The organism is Alteromonas sp. 4NH20-0056 (genome assembly GCF_057539655.1).
This window is the reverse complement of sequence record NZ_BAAJLS010000001.1, coordinates 292389-311929: the sequence shown is the minus strand read 5'-3', so window position 1 is coordinate 311929 and position 19541 is coordinate 292389. Positions and strand designations below refer to the sequence as shown.

At 45.7% G+C, this 19541-nt stretch carries 19 protein-coding genes; all 19 read left to right on the top strand.

What is annotated here, in order from left to right; translation table 11 throughout:
• Positions 1-17: 17 nt before the first annotated feature.
• The 19 genes from fliH (at position 18) to AC27EZ_RS01345 (ending at position 19517) form a co-directional block, all read left to right on the top strand.
• Positions 18-800: a flagellar assembly protein FliH gene (fliH, locus tag AC27EZ_RS01435; RefSeq protein ID WP_487133596.1), complete on the top strand. Its 783-nt coding sequence runs from the start codon at positions 18-20 to the stop codon at positions 798-800.
• Positions 793-2127 carry a flagellar protein export ATPase FliI gene (gene fliI, locus AC27EZ_RS01430; protein ID WP_487133595.1) on the top strand — a complete coding sequence of 445 codons (1335 nt, stop codon included), beginning with the start codon at positions 793-795 and terminating at the stop codon, positions 2125-2127. The genes fliH and fliI overlap by 8 nt, the downstream gene beginning before the upstream one ends.
• Positions 2128-2133: 6 nt before the next feature.
• Positions 2134-2580, top strand: coding sequence for a flagellar export protein FliJ (gene fliJ, locus AC27EZ_RS01425; RefSeq protein WP_487133594.1), 447 nt, complete (start codon positions 2134-2136; stop codon positions 2578-2580).
• A gap of 255 nt (positions 2581-2835) precedes the next feature.
• Complete coding sequence (locus tag AC27EZ_RS01420) at positions 2836-5133, top strand: flagellar hook-length control protein FliK (RefSeq protein ID WP_487133987.1); 2298 nt, start codon at positions 2836-2838, stop codon at positions 5131-5133.
• Positions 5134-5267: 134 nt separating this feature from the next.
• The gene (fliL, locus tag AC27EZ_RS01415) at positions 5268-5792 is read left to right on the top strand and encodes a flagellar basal body-associated protein FliL (RefSeq protein ID WP_487133593.1); all 525 of its coding nucleotides are present in this window, start codon (positions 5268-5270) and stop codon (positions 5790-5792) included.
• A gap of 13 nt (positions 5793-5805) precedes the next feature.
• On the top strand, positions 5806-6864 hold the full coding sequence (fliM, locus tag AC27EZ_RS01410; RefSeq protein ID WP_421133906.1) for a flagellar motor switch protein FliM: 1059 nt from the start codon (positions 5806-5808) through the stop codon (positions 6862-6864).
• Between the two features lie 17 nt (positions 6865-6881).
• Entirely contained in the window at positions 6882-7283 is a 402-nt protein-coding gene (fliN, locus tag AC27EZ_RS01405; protein ID WP_421133907.1) for a flagellar motor switch protein FliN, read from the top strand.
• Between the two features lie 28 nt (positions 7284-7311).
• A complete protein-coding gene (fliO, locus tag AC27EZ_RS01400; protein WP_487133592.1) occupies positions 7312-7728 on the top strand; it encodes a flagellar biosynthetic protein FliO in 417 nt (138 codons plus the stop codon).
• Positions 7718-8476 carry a flagellar type III secretion system pore protein FliP gene (fliP, locus tag AC27EZ_RS01395; RefSeq protein ID WP_487133591.1) on the top strand — a complete coding sequence of 253 codons (759 nt, stop codon included), beginning with the start codon at positions 7718-7720 and terminating at the stop codon, positions 8474-8476. Before fliO ends, fliP begins: the two co-directional genes overlap by 11 nt.
• An 8-nt stretch (positions 8477-8484) precedes the next feature.
• Positions 8485-8754, top strand: a complete 270-nt coding sequence (gene fliQ, locus AC27EZ_RS01390) for a flagellar biosynthesis protein FliQ (protein WP_421133910.1) — start codon at positions 8485-8487, stop codon at positions 8752-8754.
• Positions 8755-8758: 4 nt separating this feature from the next.
• Positions 8759-9538, top strand: a complete 780-nt coding sequence (gene fliR, locus AC27EZ_RS01385) for a flagellar biosynthetic protein FliR (protein WP_421133911.1) — start codon at positions 8759-8761, stop codon at positions 9536-9538.
• A 121-nt stretch (positions 9539-9659) separates the two neighbouring features.
• Entirely contained in the window at positions 9660-10784 is a 1125-nt protein-coding gene (gene flhB, locus AC27EZ_RS01380) for a flagellar biosynthesis protein FlhB (protein ID WP_487133590.1), read from the top strand.
• Positions 10785-10942: 158 nt separating this feature from the next.
• Complete coding sequence (gene flhA / locus AC27EZ_RS01375; protein ID WP_487133589.1) at positions 10943-13042, top strand: flagellar biosynthesis protein FlhA; 2100 nt, start codon at positions 10943-10945, stop codon at positions 13040-13042.
• Between the two features lie 29 nt (positions 13043-13071).
• Positions 13072-14478, top strand: coding sequence for a flagellar biosynthesis GTPase FlhF (flhF, locus tag AC27EZ_RS01370; protein WP_487133588.1), 1407 nt, complete (start codon positions 13072-13074; stop codon positions 14476-14478).
• Entirely contained in the window at positions 14475-15341 is an 867-nt protein-coding gene (locus AC27EZ_RS01365; protein ID WP_487133587.1) for a MinD/ParA family protein, read from the top strand. The genes flhF and AC27EZ_RS01365 overlap by 4 nt, the downstream gene beginning before the upstream one ends.
• On the top strand, positions 15338-16069 hold the full coding sequence (locus AC27EZ_RS01360) for an RNA polymerase sigma factor FliA (protein WP_487133586.1): 732 nt from the start codon (positions 15338-15340) through the stop codon (positions 16067-16069). The genes AC27EZ_RS01365 and AC27EZ_RS01360 overlap by 4 nt, the downstream gene beginning before the upstream one ends.
• Before the next feature lie 36 nt (positions 16070-16105).
• Positions 16106-16489 carry a chemotaxis response regulator CheY gene (cheY, locus tag AC27EZ_RS01355; RefSeq protein ID WP_108567833.1) on the top strand — a complete coding sequence of 128 codons (384 nt, stop codon included), beginning with the start codon at positions 16106-16108 and terminating at the stop codon, positions 16487-16489.
• 34 nt (positions 16490-16523) lie between these two features.
• Complete coding sequence (locus AC27EZ_RS01350; protein ID WP_487133585.1) at positions 16524-17279, top strand: protein phosphatase CheZ; 756 nt, start codon at positions 16524-16526, stop codon at positions 17277-17279.
• A gap of 12 nt (positions 17280-17291) precedes the next feature.
• A complete protein-coding gene (locus AC27EZ_RS01345) occupies positions 17292-19517 on the top strand; it encodes a chemotaxis protein CheA (RefSeq protein WP_487133584.1) in 2226 nt (741 codons plus the stop codon).
• Positions 19518-19541: the final 24 nt, after the last annotated feature.

The window sequence follows — 19541 nt, the reverse complement described above, 5'->3', positions numbered from 1 at the left end:
CTCAGCTGGAAATAATAATGGCGTCGAATAAAAGTTTTACTGATAACGAATTAAATGATGCGAAAAAATGGGACTTACCTTTCGTAGAAGACGTATCATCGACGGTAAAAGACGGCAAAACGAACGCGTTGAATTTTCGTTCAGACTGGAAGTATGAACCGCCTGAAGAAGAACAAGAAGTGAAGCCGCCAACGGCACAAGAAATTGAAGCGATTCGACAAGCGGCTTACGAGGAAGGATACACACAAGGCAAGCAAGAAGGTTTCGACGCGGGTAAACAAGAAGGCCTTGATACAGGGCTTGCCGAAGGAAAAGAAAAAGGGTACGAAGAAGGTCTTGCTCAAGCACTTGAAGATGGCAAAGCACAAGTTGATACGCAAGTTGAAGTATGGCAGCAATTAGTGGAAAAACTTCACGCCCCGCTTTCACAAGCCAATGACGAAACCCGTGACCAATTAGTGAAACTTGCTGTTACCCTAGCCAAGTCGGTGATTAGAACCGAAGTAGTTTCTAATGAAAAGGTGATATTACAAGCCTTATCTGAAGGAATGAAAGCGTTGCCGATTCAGCAGACAGAATATCAAATTAATATGCACCCTGATGACATTGCTCTGGTCACCGCGCACTTCGGCGAGGATGAAGTGGCGCAGAAAAAGTGGGTGTTTATTTCATCTCCTACACTTGAGCGGGGCGGATGCGATATTGTTACTACACAAAATGCTGTAGATGTATCTGTAGAGCGTCGGTGTCGCGATGTGATAGATAAATTTCTTTTAAACCAAGGGCTGTCGAATGACTAGTCCTTGGCACGATCATTTCAATAACCTCACAAAGCAAGTCTCCACACCACCTGTGGTTGCAGCAGGTAAGTTGGTAAGAGGCATAGGTTTAACGTTAGAGGCTGTCGGGTGTCAACTTCCAGTCGGCAGTCAGTGCTTGGTTCAAACTGTTGAGGGTGAAATTGAGGCTGAAGTGGTCGGCTTTGGCGATGACATCACTTATTTAATGCCAACGGAGGCAGTGCGAGGCATCGTTCCAGGCAGCCGTGTTATGCCGTTAAATCGCCAAAGTGGATTGTCAGTTGGCGTGGGGTTGTTAGGTCGTGTAGTGGACGGCAATGGACAGCCACTTGATGGTCTTGGTGAAATTCAAGCCGATGCGCGAGTGCCGACCACCCGCCCCCCTATGAACCCATTATTACGCCGTGCGATAACTCAGCCAATGGATGTGGGTGTTCGTGCTATTAACACCATGAATACGGTAGGCATTGGTCAGCGCATGGGGTTATTTGCAGGTAGTGGTGTAGGTAAAAGCGTGCTGCTTGGCATGATGACCCGCGGGTGTGAGGCCGATGTGGTGGTCGTGGGTTTAGTGGGCGAACGTGGGCGAGAAGTGAAAGAATTTATTCACGATATTCTTACCGAAGAAGAGCGTAAGCGGGCTGTGGTAGTAGCGGCACCAGCTGATACGTCGCCATTAATGCGCTTAAAAGGCTGTGAAACGGCAGTCACCATTGCTGAATACTTTCGTGACCAAGGGTTAAAAGTACTTTTACTTATCGACTCGCTTACTCGCTACGCTATGGCGCAGCGTGAAATTGCGTTGGCCGTTGGCGAACCGCCTGCGACAAAAGGGTACCCGCCTTCTGTATTTGCGCGATTACCAGCGTTGGTCGAGCGCGCCGGAAACGGAAGCGATAGTCAGGGCTCAATAACGGCGTTTTATACGGTATTGACAGAAGGCGACGATCTTCAAGATCCGATTGCCGATGCGGCTCGCGCTATTTTGGATGGGCATATTGTGTTATCACGATCATTGGCCGATAGCGGGCACTATCCAGCTATCGATGTAGAGGCATCGATAAGTCGTGTTATGCCAATGGTAGTAAGTGAAGAGCATCAACTTATGGCGAGACGTATTCGCCAGGTTTATTCAAACTACAAACAAAACCAAGATCTCATTGCTATTGGCGCATACGCGCAGGGTTCAGACCCCCGTATTGATCTGGCTATTCGTGCAGAGCCTGCAATTAATGCCTTTCTTCAACAAGGCATGACACAGGTATTACCGTACGATGAATGTCTGGAAGGTATGGCCGCGCTCGCAAAAGGCTTAGGAAATCGGTAATTCGTTATGTCTAAACAATTAGAACGGTTAGCCGACTTTGAGCGAGAAAAAGAGCAGAAAGAAGCTCAGCTGTTTCAGCAAGCTCAATTGAATGTAAATCAGCAAAAACAAAAGCTTTCTAGCCTCGAGCAATATCGAGTCGATTATATAAAAGATATCCAGCAAACAGGGAAATCTGGCGTAACCGCTACCCATTATCAGCAGCATTTATCCTTCGTTGGTAAGCTTGATAAAGCGTGTGAGCAACAGATGCATATCATTGCTAGAGCAAAGATGGCCGCTGATCAGCGTAAACAGTTATGGTTAAAGCAGCAGCAGAAGGTGAAAGCAGTCGAGCTTCTGCTAAGTAAGAAAGAGGCGGTAAAACTGGCAAAAGAAGCGCGAGCTGAACAGGCAATGATGGACGAGTTTGCGTCTCAACGCTTTTTTCGCGCTCAGAAACGCCCCTTTTAACGATTTACCCCCATCCGTTTAATCCCACGCTTATTCCCTTTTTTAAAAAGAACCATAAGATTGGAACATTACTTGCAAAATCCTGTAGAGAACGTTGCTGCTGCTATTTACGCTCATTATTTTTCGTTAGGCAGATAAGCAATACTGAACGTTAAGATGTAGTAAAAAACGTTGTTAATCATCGGTTTGAAATAACGATTAACGTGGTTTAAACGTAACAGCGCGAAACAGTCACTGTAGGACGGTAGAATAATGATGCAACAAATTGCCGCACAAAAAACAGACCTTGCCGGGTTACCCTTCGCCGCAAGCACAACAGCAAAAGCGGTAGAGTCAGGTATTGGCAGTAATCAGCAGTCACAAAACAATGCAGCATTTCGTGATGCATTCTCTCAAGCAAAGGACAGCGCGTTAGTGAAAGGTGAAAGCCAATCGTTAGGAGAGGCCAATGAAAGCAGTAATGCACAACGCATTGATGTGCATCGGCACAAAACCGATGATCCTACACAGCCGTACGTAAACGATAAAGCCGAATACCGTTCTAAAACCAGCAATGATGCCCCCGACAGCGCGGAAAAAGCCGTTAATGGACTTGATTCTGAAAATCCTAAAAGTCACATCGTGGGCGAGAAGCGTACAGTGAGTGATGAGCAGGCTGGCGCGCTTGAGGCTAACGCCAAAGACCCGTATGCAGGTTCTATCGGATTGCCTGTCGATGATACCCAAAGTGATAATGCCGATGTTCTTCCACACGCATCGGTAATCAGCGGTGAGGATGCAGATACTGAAGCGGAGTCGAATACGGATTGGTTAGTTTTTGTCGAGTCGGTGATTGGCGAAAAAGGGAAGGGAACATTAGACACCAACGCACTTCCTGAAGATACTATCATACCTGTGGGCGGTCTGCAGACAGACCAACACGCTGAAAGCATCACCTCGTCAGACGAGAGCGCTAAAATCGTTGGGACACAGGATAACGTGAGTGAGACTGATTTGCCTGATGTGCCGTTACTAAAAGATGATGTAAACAAGACAAAAAGCGCAACATTGCTATCGTTAGAAAAAGAAATGACATTGCATACCAATGGTGTTGATGGTGTGACATCACAACGCGTTGAGAGCGAAGCAATTTTATCGCCTGATGCGTCATTAATGGAAAGCGAAGCCTTGGTCGCTCAACAGCTAGAGGCACAATTACAACAGTACTCGGGGAAGCCGGTATCTGAAGAGGCTAAAAAGGCCATTGCTGATATCGCGGCATTACTCGTTGCACAGCAGGCACAAAGTCAACAAAGCGAAAGTGTAGGTAATGGCGAACAAACTCACACTGAGGTTGATAGTAGTGACGCAAGTCTTAACGCTTTAGTGGCGAAGTTTAGTGGCCTAGTTGCTGATAACCAAAACGCTAAAGTATCAGCAACTCCATCGCTCTCAACAGACGCCGAACTGGTGCTACAGCTTATTAATGACAAACTTGCAGGTGCGACAGAACGTGAGCTATCCAGTGCTGACGACGGTATCGCGCCCCTTGCAAACCTAAATGCTTCAACGTTGGCTGTTGCAGACGATGGAAAGGCTGTTGATGAATCGGGTGTAAAGAATGAAATTCAGCCTTCGCAATCGGGGCCTACGCAATCGGGCCTAACACAGAGTGCTACCGAAACGCTAGATGATGCAATTGACGTACTGCATGTTATTTCAACGTTGTCACCTGAAGCTGCGCAAAAAGCGACAGAGTCTTTGGCTGAACGCATTGCTGCATCGCTCCCATCTGGCGTAACACCACAGCAACAGCAGTCACTTAAAGCGAATGTCATCGCCGGTATTAACGAATTTCAGCAACAAGTCGCGCAGGGAAGAGAGCCTGGAATCGATATTGCTGCGTTAGTGGCTAATGCGGCCAATGAAGCTGGTCTCTCGCAAAGTAATACCCAAGCGATGATGGCGAACATTGAGGCACAAGTTGGACAATTTATGCAACTTGTCAATCAATCACAACAAAGTGCGCAAAGCGTTTTTCAAAGTCAGCTAGTACAAACAGACACGCAACTTGTAGAAAATAATCAAGCTCGAGTTGAGTCATCAAAAGCTCAGCAGCAGCTAGATGGCTTTGATAAAGCCGTAAATATTCACAAGCCTGAAGGTCAGCAGCAACTGAATGAAAAAATACGCTGGATGGTTAACGCCCGCAACACTATGGCTGAAATCCGGTTAGACCCGCCAGAGCTTGGTTCAATGCAAGTGCGCGTTAATGTATCTGGCGATGCGGCAAGCGTCAGTTTTGTTGTTCAATCCCAACAGGCGAAAGACGCGTTGGCTGAAAGCATGCCCCGCTTGAGAGAAATGTTATCTGAACAAGGAATTGAATTGGGTGATGCCCATGTACAAAAAGATAATTCGTCTAACGGTGAAAGTGGCCAACAATTTGCAAGAAAAGGTAACAACGACGGCGAGTCAAATAACCAACGCAATGACGGCATGGGCGACAATACAACAGTGATTGAGCAAGGTATTACAAGAGAGATGAAGGGCGGTATTGATTTCTACGCATAGTGGAGTGTCTAAATATTGGCTCAACAGCTATCTTTATTGGTGAAAACAAAAGTGAAGTTTTGACTAATGCAGCATTGCCATTTGCTGGTGATAACTGATAATACGCACATCATTGTTAAATTAACGGAACCAACATGGCAGATGAAGAATTAGAGATTGAAGAAGGCGGGAAGAAGAAAGGCAAAATGATGTTGATTATCATCATCGCGGTCGTGCTTGTAGGTGGTGGTGCCGCAGCGTACTTTCTTTTATTTGCGGGTGGCGATGAGCCTGCCGCAGAACAGCTTGCTCAGTCAGACGCCCAAGCGGCCGCTGCACCTGCTGCAAAAGCAGAAGTGGGTACCGCGCTTTATGTGGCCATGCCGAGGCCGTTTGTTTTTAACGTGCCGGGGGCCGGGCGAGACAGACTTGTACAAATTAAAGTGCAACTTCTTGTGCGGGGTTCTGACAATGAGGAACTAGCTAAAACGCATATTCCTTTAATTGAAGGCACGTTGTTACAAGTCTTTAGTGCATCAAACGCGGATGACTTGGTCACCGAAGCGGGCAAAATTGAATTACGAGAACAGGCTGTCAGTGAAGTACAGCGAGTGCTTAAAGACATTGCAGGTAGTGACGTCGTCGAGCGCGTACTGTTCACTGGCTTTGTAATGCAATAGAGAGTAAAAACCTGTGAGCGATTTATTATCTCAAGATGAAATCGACGCCCTATTACATGGGGTGGACGATGTGGAAGAAGAGGAAGTCAGCGATGGCGACTCAGATGCTTCCACACTCGAATACGACTTTTCCTCGCAGGATAGAATTGTACGTGGGCGTATGCCCACGCTTGAAATCGTAAACGAGCGTTTCGCACGTCATATGCGAGTAAGTTTGTTTAATATGATGCGCCGGTCTGCTGAAGTGTCAATAAATGGCATTCAGATGATAAAGTTCGGCGAGTATATCCATACGCTTTTCGTTCCTACCAGTTTGAATATGGTGCGCTTTCGTCCCCTTAAGGGGACTGGGCTTATTACCATGGAAGCGCGCTTGGTGTTTATCCTCGTTGACAATTTCTTTGGCGGTGACGGTCGTTATCACGCCAAAATTGAAGGACGAGAATTTACACCTACTGAGCGGCGTATTATTCAAATGCTGCTTAAAATCATTTTTGAAGACTACAAAGAAGCATGGGCGCCGGTTATGGACGTGTCCTTTGAATACTTAGATTCAGAGGTTAACCCCGCAATGGCGAACATAGTAAGCCCGACTGAAGTGGTGGTGATTAGTTCGTTCCATATCGAACTTGATGGTGGTGGCGGCGACTTCCACGTGTCGTTACCGTATTCAATGCTAGAGCCTATTCGAGAGTTGCTCGACGCGGGTGTACAAAGCGACAAAGAAGATACTGACTTGCGCTGGAGTAAGGCACTTCGTGATGAGATTATGGATGTTAAAGTCGCGCTTACTACTCATATGCTCGATGTTGACGTGCCGCTTAGGCAAGTCATGGAATTCAAGCCAGGTGATATTATTCCGGTAGAAATGCCTGAAACTATCACGGTACTTATTGAAGATTTACCGACGTTTAGGGCCAAGCTGGGGCGCTCGCGCGATACCTTGGCGTTAAAGATCGTAGAAAAAATAGCAAGACCGACTTCTGTGAAGTCTGAGCTACAGTTACTAACACGCGGTGGTCGCATCATAGACAACGATGCCGAGCTGCAAGTACTCGAAGAAGACCTGTAAGGCAAGGGGAGGTTCCCATGAGTGAAGACGGTATGGATGATTGGGCTGCAGCAATGGCAGAGCAAGCCGAATCAGAAGACGGTGAAGGCGAAAACGAAGACGTTCAAGTTGCTGAATTAGATGAACTCACCGATGATGCTCCGATTACGCAAGAAGAGAAAAAGAAGCTTGATACTATTCTCGATATTCCTGTCACTATCTCGATGGAAGTCGGTCGTAGTCAAATTAGTATTCGAAATCTGTTACAGTTAAACCAGGGTTCTGTGGTTGAACTGGATCGTGTTGCCGGTGAACCATTAGATGTATTGGTAAATGGCACGTTGATTGCTCATGGTGAAGTAGTAGTGGTTAACGACAAATTCGGTATACGCTTAACAGATGTTATTAGTCAAATTGAGAGAATCAAGAAACTCAGATAAAACTTCTTATTTTGTAAGGGGTTGCGCAATGCTACCCCTTATTCTTACTTCAAGCGCGTTCGCGCAATCTACCCAATCAATTACTAATCCTGCATCGGTAGTGTCAATTTTTCTATCGTTACTCGTGGTGGTGGCGATTATTTTTGCGTTGGCCTATGTGATGCGACGATTTAATGTCACTACTATGGGCAACGGGCAAATGAAAGTTGTTGCTAGTATGGTAGCCGGGACGAAAGAAAAAATTATGGTAATTGAGGTAGGCGATGAGCAGCACCTTATTGGCGTAACATCGCATACTATTACCCACTTGAGCAAATTAGACGCTAAACTAGAAACGCCGCAACGAGAGACTAAACACGGTGGCGAGCTATTCAAGCAAAAGCTGGTTGCAGCAATGGCGGGTAAAATTAACCCTGCCATAAAGGAAGATAAACATGACGCGTAAACATTGGTTTTTTGTTTTCTCACTTCTCACGCTTTTGTTCAGCAGCAACGCCATTGCTCAGCAGGGAATTTCTGCGGTCACTGTGGTCACTAACTCTGATGGTTCGCAAGACTACACAATGACCTTACAAGCGCTGTTTATTATGACAGCGCTAAGCCTCATTCCAGCTTTTATCATGATGATGACATCGTTCACTCGAATTATTGTGGTGCTGTCTATTTTGCGTCAAGCCATCGGTTTGCAGCAGTCTCCATCAAACCAAATTCTTATCGGAGTAAGCTTATTTTTGTCCATGTTCATTATGGCGCCGGTATTTGAAGAAGTGAATGAGCGCGCATTGCAACCTTATTTGAATGAAGAAATGACGAGTTTAGATGCGCTCGAACAAGCTAAGGCACCAATGCGAGCGTTTATGCTTTCGCAAACCCGTGTTCGAGACTTAGAAACGTTTGTGAGGATTGCCGGGGACGAAGGCAAATATGCAGATACCGATGAAGTCCCATTGACTATTCTTATTCCTGCTTTTGTGACCAGTGAGTTAAAAACGGCGTTTCAAATTGGCTTTATGCTTTTTATCCCATTCCTAATTATCGACTTAGTGGTTGCGTCTATTTTGATGGCGATGGGTATGATGATGCTATCCCCCATGATTGTATCGCTTCCATTTAAACTTATGTTGTTCGTATTGGTAGATGGCTGGAACCTTATATTTGGCACGTTGGCGACCAGCTTTGGTATGGGCGTCTAGGAGAACCTATGTCACCAGAAGTCTTTGTTGAAATTCTTCGCGAAGCCATGTTTATGGTTATCGTGCTCGTGTCCGCGGTTATCGTCCCTAGTCTTATTATCGGGTTAATCGTCGCGGTATTTCAGGCCGCGACATCGATAAACGAACAAACTATGAGTTTCCTTCCTCGTTTACTGGTTACGCTTTTGGCGTTAAGTTGGGGTGGGAATTGGTTGGTACAGCAACTTATGGACTTCACTTTTAGAATGGTAGACATGATCCCGCAGGTAGTAGGGTAACTGCATGGAAGTTGAACTGGCGACAGTCAATCAGTTTCTTGCCGATATGCTGATGCCGTTTATGCGCATTAGTGGGCTTTTCGCTGCTATGATCGGTCTAAGCGCAAAGTCGATTCCTGCGAATATGCGTGCCTTACTGGCAATTATGTTAACGCTGATCATAATGCCTGTTGTGCCTCCTTCGCCTATCGATAATCTAGTGAGTGCGGGCACCATTTTATTGGGCATGCAGCAACTGCTGATTGGTATTGCGATTGGTTTTATTTCTATGATGGTGCTTAACACTTTCGTGCTCGCTGGGCAGATAATAGCTATGCAAACAGGTTTAGGTTTTGCATCAATTGTCGACCCTGTTAATGGTATCAACGTTCCAGCGGTGGGGCAGTTCTATCTTATTTTGGCCACGCTACTTTTTTGGACACTCGATGGCCATTTGTCCATGATCCAAATGATTGTCATGAGCTTTCAGGCGTTTCCTATTGGCGAAGCGTGGTGGACAGGCGCGCAGTTTAAAGATATTGCGCACTGGGGGGGCTGGATGTTTATATCGGCTATTACCCTTTCTCTAGCACCTATTGTTTCTCTGCTCATTGTGAACCTAGCGTTTGGTGTAATGACCAAGGCAGCCCCTCAGTTAAACATCTTCAGCATTGGCTTTTCCATTGCGCAAGTAATGGGCTTACTGATTATTTGGATAACGCTGGATAACTTTACCGCACACTTTCAAACTCAGTGGGGACGCGCAGAGCAGTTTATGTGCGAGTTATTGAGGATTTGTCCATGAGCGGTATGGTCTTGCCACTTTCGCATTCTTTGTTCTTTGTACTGGAAAGTGAGGAATGTAAACAACGCACTTTCCAATACCGTTTTGTCTAACCCATTTTATTGTGTCTATGGATTAATATATGGCTGATTCAAGCGAAAAAACAGAAGACCCCACGGGGAAAAAACTCGAAGACGCCCGAAAAAAAGGTCAGCTCGCCCGTTCACGAGAGTTATCCACCACACTAGTACTTATCGTAAGCGCAATAATGTTCTTATTTTTGGGCGGGTGGATTGCCGAGTCGGTATTTTCTCTTATGCAACGTATGTTTATATTATCCCGCGATGAAACCTACGATACCACCCATATGTTTTCTGCATGGGGTGAGGCCTTTACAACGATAAGATCACCCGTATTACTCTACATGATAGTTGCTATGATCGCGGGGATTTATGGCTCTATTGCACTAGGTGGATATAATTTCACTTGGGAAGGGACAAAGCCAAAAGCGTCAAAACTGAGCCCTCTGGCCGGCTTCAAGCGCATGTTCGGCACTAACGGGTTGGTTGAGTTAATAAAATCAATTGCGAAAGTTATTGTCATCATCGGCATGGCCATAACGGCATTACTTTATTTCGAAGACGAAGCGCTTCATTTAGATATGGAACTCTATCCAGGGAATATTTTCCATGCGCTCGACATGCTTGAGTGGGCTTTTCTTATTTTAGCATGCGGTATGATCCCTATTGCGCTTATCGATGTGCCGTATCAAGTGTATAAGCACAACGAAGAAATGAAAATGACCAAGCAAGAGGTTAAGGACGAACGTAAAAACGCGGAAGGCGACCCTATGGTCAAAGGTCGCATTAGACGATTGCAGTATCAAGCGGCAACAAAGCGTATGATGCAAGAAGTTCCCAATGCAGACGTCGTAGTCACCAACCCAACACATTTCTCTGTTGCGATTAAATATGATGAAAGTGGAGTGCGGGCACCGGTGCTAGTAGCGAAAGGCGCTGACGAACTTGCCATGCATATTCGGAAGATTGCTACCGCGAACGATGTGCCGCTTATTCCTTCGCCCATGCTAGCCCGCGCTATTTATTATTCCACCGAAGTAGACGATGAAGTGCCTAATGCATTATTCATGGCGGTAGCGCAAGTATTGGCCCATGTTTATCAGCTTAAAGCGTACCGTGCAGGTAAAGGTAAGAAACCTAAACCGCTTAAAAGAGACTTGCCTATTCCTAGAGAGTTACGTCGTTAGATATTCCACCTTTCAAACTGCTCAAAAGACAAGCAGCTTTCGTATTTATAAAGGTTAATCCAAAAAAATTTAAAGCTGGCATGGTAGTTGTAATGCTATTGGAATAATGGTTTCAAGACGCGTAAAGCGTCAAATTTCCGATAGAGAGAACGTCTGAAATGCAGTTAGCCGGCTACCTTCAACGATTCGACAAAAGTCAGATGCAGCGCATCACCAGCGGTTTGGGTGCGCCAATTGTCCTTTTGGCTATTATGGGCATGGTTATTCTGCCCATGCCTCCATTTCTTTTAGATGTACTGTTTAGCTTTAATATTGCGCTATCGTTAGTCATTATTTTGGTGGCAGTACTCACTCAAAAGCCCGTCGACTTCGGTATCTTTCCGTTAGTATTACTTATCGCTACGGTATTGCGATTAGCCCTGAATGTTGCTTCCACAAGGGTCGTGCTTTTATACGGTCATGAAGGCGGTGATGCGGCAGGTAAAGTGATTGAGGCGTTCGGCGCCGTGGTCATCGGCGGCAACTATGCGGTCGGTGTCGTCGTGTTCGCTATTTTGCTTATTATCAACTTTAAAGTAGTAACTGCTGGTGCGGGACGAATTTCAGAAGTAAGCGCTCGCTTCACTTTGGATGCTATGCCCGGTAAGCAAATGGCTATTGATGCTGACCTTAATGCAGGTTACATCGATCAAGACCAAGCCCGATTACGTCGAGAAGAAATTACTGCTGAAGCGGACTTTTACGGTTCAATGGATGGTGCATCAAAATTCGTTAAAGGTGATGCGGTCGCAGGCCTTTTCATTATGTTGATAAACATTGTGGGTGGTTTGTTTATTGGTATGATTCAACATGGTCTGGCGTTTGGTTCTGCCATTGAGGTGTATACGATTTTAACTATCGGTGACGGGTTAGTGGCGCAGATTCCTTCACTATTACTGTCTGTGGCGACCGCTATTATTGTTACTCGTGAAAATGAAACCCAAGAAATGGGTAAAGAAATTCGCAGTCAGCTTGGTAACAATCAAGCCCTCTATATTGCATCTGGTGTGCTGTTCGTTATGGGTATTATACCAGGGATGCCCCATGTTGCGTTTCTTGGTTTCTCTTTCCTAATTGCTGGTTTTGCTTATTGGCAAAGTACTTCAGCTAAGCGAAAAGCCGCAGAGCCTCAAGTGCCAGACACGGTATCTAAAGACGATTTAGTGGCACCTGAGGTAAAAGAGCTAGGATGGGATGATGTGCAGCAAGTCGACACCATTGGATTAGAGGTTGGGTATCGTCTTATTCCATTGGTTGATAAGTCGCAAGGTGGTGAACTACTGACGCGTATCAAAGGGGTGCGTAAAAAGCTGTCCCAAGAACTTGGTTTTCTTGTTCCGCCCGTGCACATTCGCGATAATTTAGACTTAGAGCCGAATACCTACACCATTGCGATGCTAGGTGTGACAATCGGCGATTCACAAATTAGTCATGATGAAGAGTTAGCCATTAATCCTGGTCAGGTATTTGGCAAGCTTGAGGGCCGCGCTACGCAAGACCCAGCGTTCGGTTTAGACGCAGTGTGGATCAAACCTAATAAGCGCGAACATGCGCAAACACTCGGGTATACGGTGGTAGATGCGGCTACCGTAGTGGCAACGCACCTTAGTCAGTTATTAACGAATAATGCCTACCAACTCCTTGGGCACGAAGAGGCCCAGCAGTTACTTGATATGCTCGCTAAACATCATCCGAAGTTGGTGGAAGGATTAGTGCCGGATATTCTTCCGCTAAGCACTGTAGTAAAAGTGCTTCAAACGTTGCTTTTTGAAGGTGTACCGATTAGAGATATGCGAACGATTGTTCAGACCCTTAGTGAATATGGCCCACGTAGCCAAGACCCAGACGTATTGGTGTCTGCAGTGCGTATTTCACTCAAACGTCTCATATCACAAGAAATAACCCAAGGTGCAAAAGAGATACCTGTCATAACTCTGGCGCCAGAGTTGGAACAGATGTTGCACCAATCTCTTCAAGCGGGTGGGGAAGACGGCGCTGGTATTGAGCCAGGGCTAGCCGATAAGTTGCAAAAATCGCTACAGCAAGCGAGTCAGCAACAAGAACTAGAAGGCGAGCCGGCAGTGCTCCTCACGTCAGGAATGTTAAGACCTGTACTATCACGCTTTTTAAAATATTCAGTCGCTGGGTTACACGTACTTTCATACCAAGAAGTGCCCGACGATAAGCAGATAAAAATAGTCAGTTCTGTTGGTCAATAATATGACACAGGGTGATTGGAGAGATTGCAATGAAAATTAGACGTTTTTTTGGCAAAGATATGCGTGAGGCCTTAAGTCAGGTGAAAGCTGAACTAGGGAGCGATGCGGTTATCATGTCAAACCGCAAAGTTGCTGATGGCATTGAACTGGTTGCCGCTTATGACAAAGAGCCAGAAGCTAAAATTGCAATTAAAAAGCCGACAGCCCAGTCACAAGGTACGCATGCAAACACGCCTAGCTTGAGTGAAATTATCGGTGACGATGGCCCTGATAGTTTAAAAGCGTTGCTAGAGAAGCAGCACGGCGGGACACCTAATTCTGCGTCACGCCCGGCAGACGCTACTTCGCCACGTAACAATGCGGCCAATGCACAGCATGCGAACAACATTGCTTCTCATCTTGATTTCTCAGACGCATTTATCGACGAGTTAGACGCACAGCAGCCTGTCAATAACCCCACATTTCAGCCCAATGATAACGTGCAAGATACAGTTACGCATCACTCGAATTCAGATGAGCTTTCTCAAATAAAAGAAGAGCTTGCATCGCTTCGCAATGTTTTGCAGTATCAAGTTGCAGATTTGATGGAGGCAAAGCAAAGCCGTCAACGCCCGGTCCATCAATATCTAACACAACGCCTTATCGACATGGGATTAAGCCAAAATGTTGCCAATCAACTCATTAGCTATACGCCCACGCACTACAATGAGCGTGATGCTTGGGTTTATCTTTTAAACCTATTGGCTAATCGCATCAACGTGACAGGTAACGATATACTTACCCAACAAGGTGCGGTTGCGCTCGTTGGGCCAACGGGAACTGGTAAGACAACAACGGTTGCCAAATTGGCTGCTCGATATGCGCAAAAATATGGTGCAGAATCGGTGGCAATGATTACTATTGATACATATAGAATCGCCGCGTTTGAACAGCTTGCGACTTACGGAAAGATTATCGGGTGTACGGTGCGTAAAGCACAGAGCAGCGAAGAGTTGGCTGATTTACTATTTCAACTGCGTCATAAGCGGTTAATTCTTATCGATACTGCAGGGTTTAGTCAGCGAGATAGTCGACTTATTAAACAGGTTAAACAGTTTGAAAACGGCCAAATGCCTAATATTAAAAAATATTTGGTTGCGCAGGCAAATACCCAGTATCCTGCACTTCAGCACATTATTAATGCTTTTGATGGTATTGAGTTAAGTGGTTGTATCTTTACAAAGCTAGATGAGTGCTATTCTTTAGGAGAAGTGTTGAGTGCTGTAGTAGAGTACCAATTACCGGTCAGTTATGTCACCGATGGACAGAAGGTTCCTGAAGACATTAAGATTGCAGAAGCAAAATCTTTAGTATCTGCTGCTGCAAAGCTTTATAAAAAGTACGGTTTGAATCATACTAGTGCTAATGATGTGGTTAAAACAGCGCGAGCAGTATGATTGACGATCAAGCGAGTAGCTTACGAAAAATGAAGCAATCACGGTTAATCAAAGTTATCGCCGTCACCGGAGGTAAAGGTGGCGTAGGTAAAACAAATATTACGTTGAATACAGCGATTGCGATGGCAAAGCTGGGCAAGCGTGTCATGGTGTTAGATGCTGACTTAGGTCTGGCTAACGTAGACGTTATGTTGGGATTGCGAGTAGAGAAAAACCTTTCTCATGTTCTTTCCGGCGAATGTACGCTTGATGACGTTTTGGTAACAGGCCCTCACGGCATTAAAATTGCGCCCGCAACGTCGGGTACGCAGTCTATGGCCGAGCTTACTCCAACCGAACACGCAGGGCTAATTCGCGCCTTCAGCGAGTTACGGTCGCAAATTGATGTTCTTATCGTCGATACCGCGGCAGGCATCTCTGACATGGTGCTTAGTTTCTCTAGAGCATCGCAAGATATAATGGTTGTGGTATGTGATGAGCCTACCTCGCTGACAGATGCCTACGCACTTATCAAACTACTTAATCGAGAACACGGCGTGTTTCGGTTCAAGATTGTGGCGAATATGGTTCGAGATGTGCGCGAAGGGCAGGAATTATTTAGTAAGCTGAGTAAAGTAACAGGGCGCTTTCTTGATGTTGCACTAGAATTAGTGGCAACCGTGCCGTTTGACGAGAATATTCGTCGAGCTGTGCGCAAACAAACCGCTATCGTCGACGCCTATCCAAGTTCACCGGCGTCGATAGCAATTAGTCAGTTAGCGAACAAAGCAATCTCTTGGCCCATACCGGCGCAACCGGGAGGACATTTAGAGTTCTTTATTGAGCAATTAGTCGCAGAAAAAGCAGTAGGTAATCAACGTTGAATAGCAAAGCAGCCGCTTATCAACAACAGAGTGACAAAGCGCAGCTTGTCGAGCGACACGCATCGCTTGTTAAGCGTATAGCACATCATCTCTTGGCGCGTCTGCCAGCGAGTGTGCTCGTTGATGATCTCATCCAATCAGGCATGATTGGATTGTTAGAAGCTGCTCGAAACTTCGATGGTTCAAAAGGCGCGAGTTTTGAAACATTTGCTGGCATCCGTATCCGCGGAGCCATGCTAGATGAAATTAGAAAAGGTGATTGGACACCTCGCTCAGTGCATAAAAATGGGCGGGCCATCACGGAAGCAATTTCTCTTGTTGAAGGCGAGACAGGGAGAGATGCGAGAGATTCTGATATTGCTGCAAAACTAAATGTTAGTGTGCAAGATTATCATCAGATGCTCAATGAGGTAAATGCAGGAAAGCTGGTTGGCATTGAAGATTTAGGGGTGTCTGAGGACGTAATATCGACAGAACAAAGTCGAGGAAGCGACGCACCGCTGGAAGATTTGATGCAAGGCGCTTTTCAAAAAGCGCTAGCACATGCTATTACTACATTACCAGAGCGAGAAGCGATAGTGCTGTCTTTATACTATGATGAAGAATTGAACCTTCGCGAGATAGGTGAAGTTCTTGATGTAAGTGAATCAAGAGTCAGTCAAATTCACAGTCAGGCCATGTTAAAACTCAAATCACGAATGAAGTCGTGGCAAGCTGACGAAGAATAGATATTAATAACAATTAACACCTCACTGGAGGCAATTTTGGATAAAAATATGAAAATTCTTGTGGTTGATGATTTTTCAACCATGAGACGTATCATAAAAAACCTGCTCAAAGATTTGGGTTTCTCCAATATCCAGGAAGCGGACGACGGTAGTACGGCGCTGCCAATGCTTCAACAGGGCGATTTCGACTTTGTTGTAACGGATTGGAACATGCCTGGCATGCAAGGCATCGATTTACTGCGCGCGATTCGGGCGGACGATAAATTGAAGCATTTACCTGTCTTAATGGTAACGGCTGAAGCCAAGAAAGAGCAGATTGTTGCTGCGGCGCAGGCCGGCGTAAATGGTTACGTTGTAAAACCTTTTACTGCTGCAACGTTGAAAGAGAAGCTAGATAAGATCTTCGAACGTTTAGGTTGATCCAGACGCTCACCACAGAAATGAGGTTTACTGGATGTCGACAAATGTGAATGTCCCTATTTCGTTAGAAGAAGCAAAACAACTCGTCGTTTATTTGGAAGCAGGCGATAATGCATCGGCAAGTGCGCTGTTAGAAGCCGCATCAATGAAAGAGTCAATTGAACTCTTCGCTGAAGTCGGTAAGTTGACGCGCCAATTACATGACGCATTAAACAACTTCCAAATTGACGACCGTATTAAAAATTTGGCCAATGCCGATATACCAGACGCACAAACGCGTTTGACGTATGTCATTGAAGAAACCGAAAAAGCAGCTAATACTACTATGGATGCAGTAGAGGCGAGTATGCCGCTTGCTGAATCACTTTCATCACGAATCGAAAACGTGATGCCTGAATGGAAGAAGCTGATGAATCGCCAACTGGAATTAGGTGAGTTCAAGGTGCTATGTGCTGATTTGGATGAGTTGTTGGAAGAGGGAGCTTCACAGTCAGCTAAATTGACTTCTTTGCTTACTGAAGTGCTAATGGCTCAAGGGTATCAAGACCTCACCGGTCAAGTTATTCGCCGAGTTATAGACCTAGTCAAAGAGGTTGAAGAGAGCTTGGTTAACATGCTTACCATGTTTGGTGAGCCTGAATCAGCAGAACAAGCTAAGGCATCGAGTAAACCTGTCGATAATATAGATGGTGTAGTGGCAGAGGGTCCCATTATGGACGCGGAACAACGGGATGACGTTGTATCGGGTCAAGATGATGTTGATGATCTTTTGTCTAGCTTAGGTTTTTAGGGGAGCGGGCGCATGTCGTTTGATGTTGACGAGGATATATTACAGGACTTTCTAGTTGAAGCTGGAGAGATACTTGAACAATTACAAGAACAGCTCGTTGATCTTGAGAACAATCCCGAAGATGCAGATCTTCTTAACGCGATATTTCGTGGATATCACACAGTAAAAGGTGGTGCTGGTTTCTTAGCACTCACTGAACTCGTAGAAATATGCCATGGTGCTGAAAATGTTTTTGATGTCATGCGTAACGGGCAACGAACCCTTACGCCAGAACTCATGGATATTATTCTGCAAGCCACCGATGTTGTCGTTGAGATGTTTGAAAACGTCAAGCAGCGTGAGCCGCTTGTGCCCGCAAGCCAACAACTCGTAGACACCCTTCACAAGTTGAGCAGCCCAGAAACACCGGATGAAAATATTTTCGGTGATGCATCTGATGCAGCGCCTCAAGCCGTTGAAGTTGACGAAGAATTTAGCGTTGAAGAAACTCCGGCTCCTGAAGCATCGTCAAGTACTGGCGGTAGCATCGACGAAATTACCGAAGATGAGTTTGAAGCGCTACTCGACGAACTCCACGGCTCTACGGCACCTGGCCGTGAAAATAACAAGCCAACTGTAGCGTCGAGCGCGCCAGCAGCCGCTCCTGCGGCCGCTAGTGGTGATGATATTACAGACGATGAGTTTGAAGCACTACTAGACGAACTTCATGGTAAAGGTTCATTTTCTGCCGAGGCTGAGTCTTCGCCAGCAGCAGCGCCGGCGCCTGCACCTGCAGCTTCATCGGACAGCGATGAAATAAGCGATGATGAATTTGAAGCCTTGTTAGATCAGCTTCATGGTTCTGGTCAGGGCCCGACTAAGCAAGACACAGCGCCTAAAGCGGCTGTGGTTGATAAAAAAGCAACAGAGGCTATCCAGCAAGCAAAAGCTTCTGCGCCTGCGAAGCCTGCAGCGCCTAAAAGTACGCCTGCGGCAAAAGCTCCCGCACCGACACCAGCAAAGCAGTCTGCGGCACCTGAAGCGGCAAAGAAAGACGAGAAAAAATCAACCCCTGCGCCACCTCAAGCCGAAACAACTGTTCGCGTTGACACGAAACGACTAGACCAAATCATGAACATGGTCGGCGAGTTAGTGTTGGTAAGAAACCGTCTCATCAGTTTAGGTATTAATACCAATGACGAGAGCATGTCGAAGGCTATCGCTAACCTTGATGTGGTAACAGGCGATTTGCAGGGTGCGGTAATGAAAACCCGCATGCAGCCTATCAAGAAGGTATTTGGACGTTTTCCTCGCGTTGTTCGAGATTTGGCGAGAAGTCTAAAGAAAGAAATTACCCTTGAATTAGAAGGCGAAGAGACAGATTTAGATAAGAATTTGGTTGAAGCACTTGCAGACCCATTGGTTCACCTGGTGAGAAACTCTGTTGATCACGGTATTGAAATGCCTGACGATCGTAAAGCGGCAGGCAAACCAAGTATGGGGACGGTTAAACTTTCTGCCTCGCAAGAGGGTGACCATATTCTTTTGACCATTGAAGATGATGGTAAAGGGATGGACCCAGAAAAGCTTAAGGATATCGCTATCAGCAGAGGCGTACTTGACGCTGATGCAGCAGCAAGAATGTCTGATGTGGAGGCATTCAACCTTATTTTCGCGCCTGGTTTCTCAACGAAAACTGAGATAAGCGATATCTCGGGGCGCGGCGTTGGCATGGATGTAGTGAAGACCAAGATTAACCAGTTAAACGGTACGGTTAATATTGATTCACAGTTGGGTAAAGGTACGAGTTTAGAGATTAAAGTACCCTTAACACTCGCTATTCTGCCGACATTGATGATCGTTGTGGGCAACCAAACATTTGCTTTACCTCTTGGTTCGGTAAGCGAGATCATCAACATGGATATAAAGAAAACAAACACCGTTGACGGGCAATTGACAATGATTGTTCGCTCGAAAGCGATACCGTTATTCTTCTTAGGAGAATGGTTAATTCGAGGCCCTAAAAACATAGCGCGCGATAAAGGACACGTTGTTGTAGTACAGATTGGTACACAGCAAGTCGGTTTTGTAGTAGATGCGCTAATTGGTCAAGAAGAAGTGGTAATTAAACCGTTAGACGCATTATTACAAGGAACGCCAGGCATGGCGGGTGCAACGATAACGTCTGATGGTGGTATTGCACTTATACTAGATATTCCAAGCTTACTTAAGCGGTACGCGCGAAAATCATTAAAATAAAAACGAAAGCGCAATATATAGGAA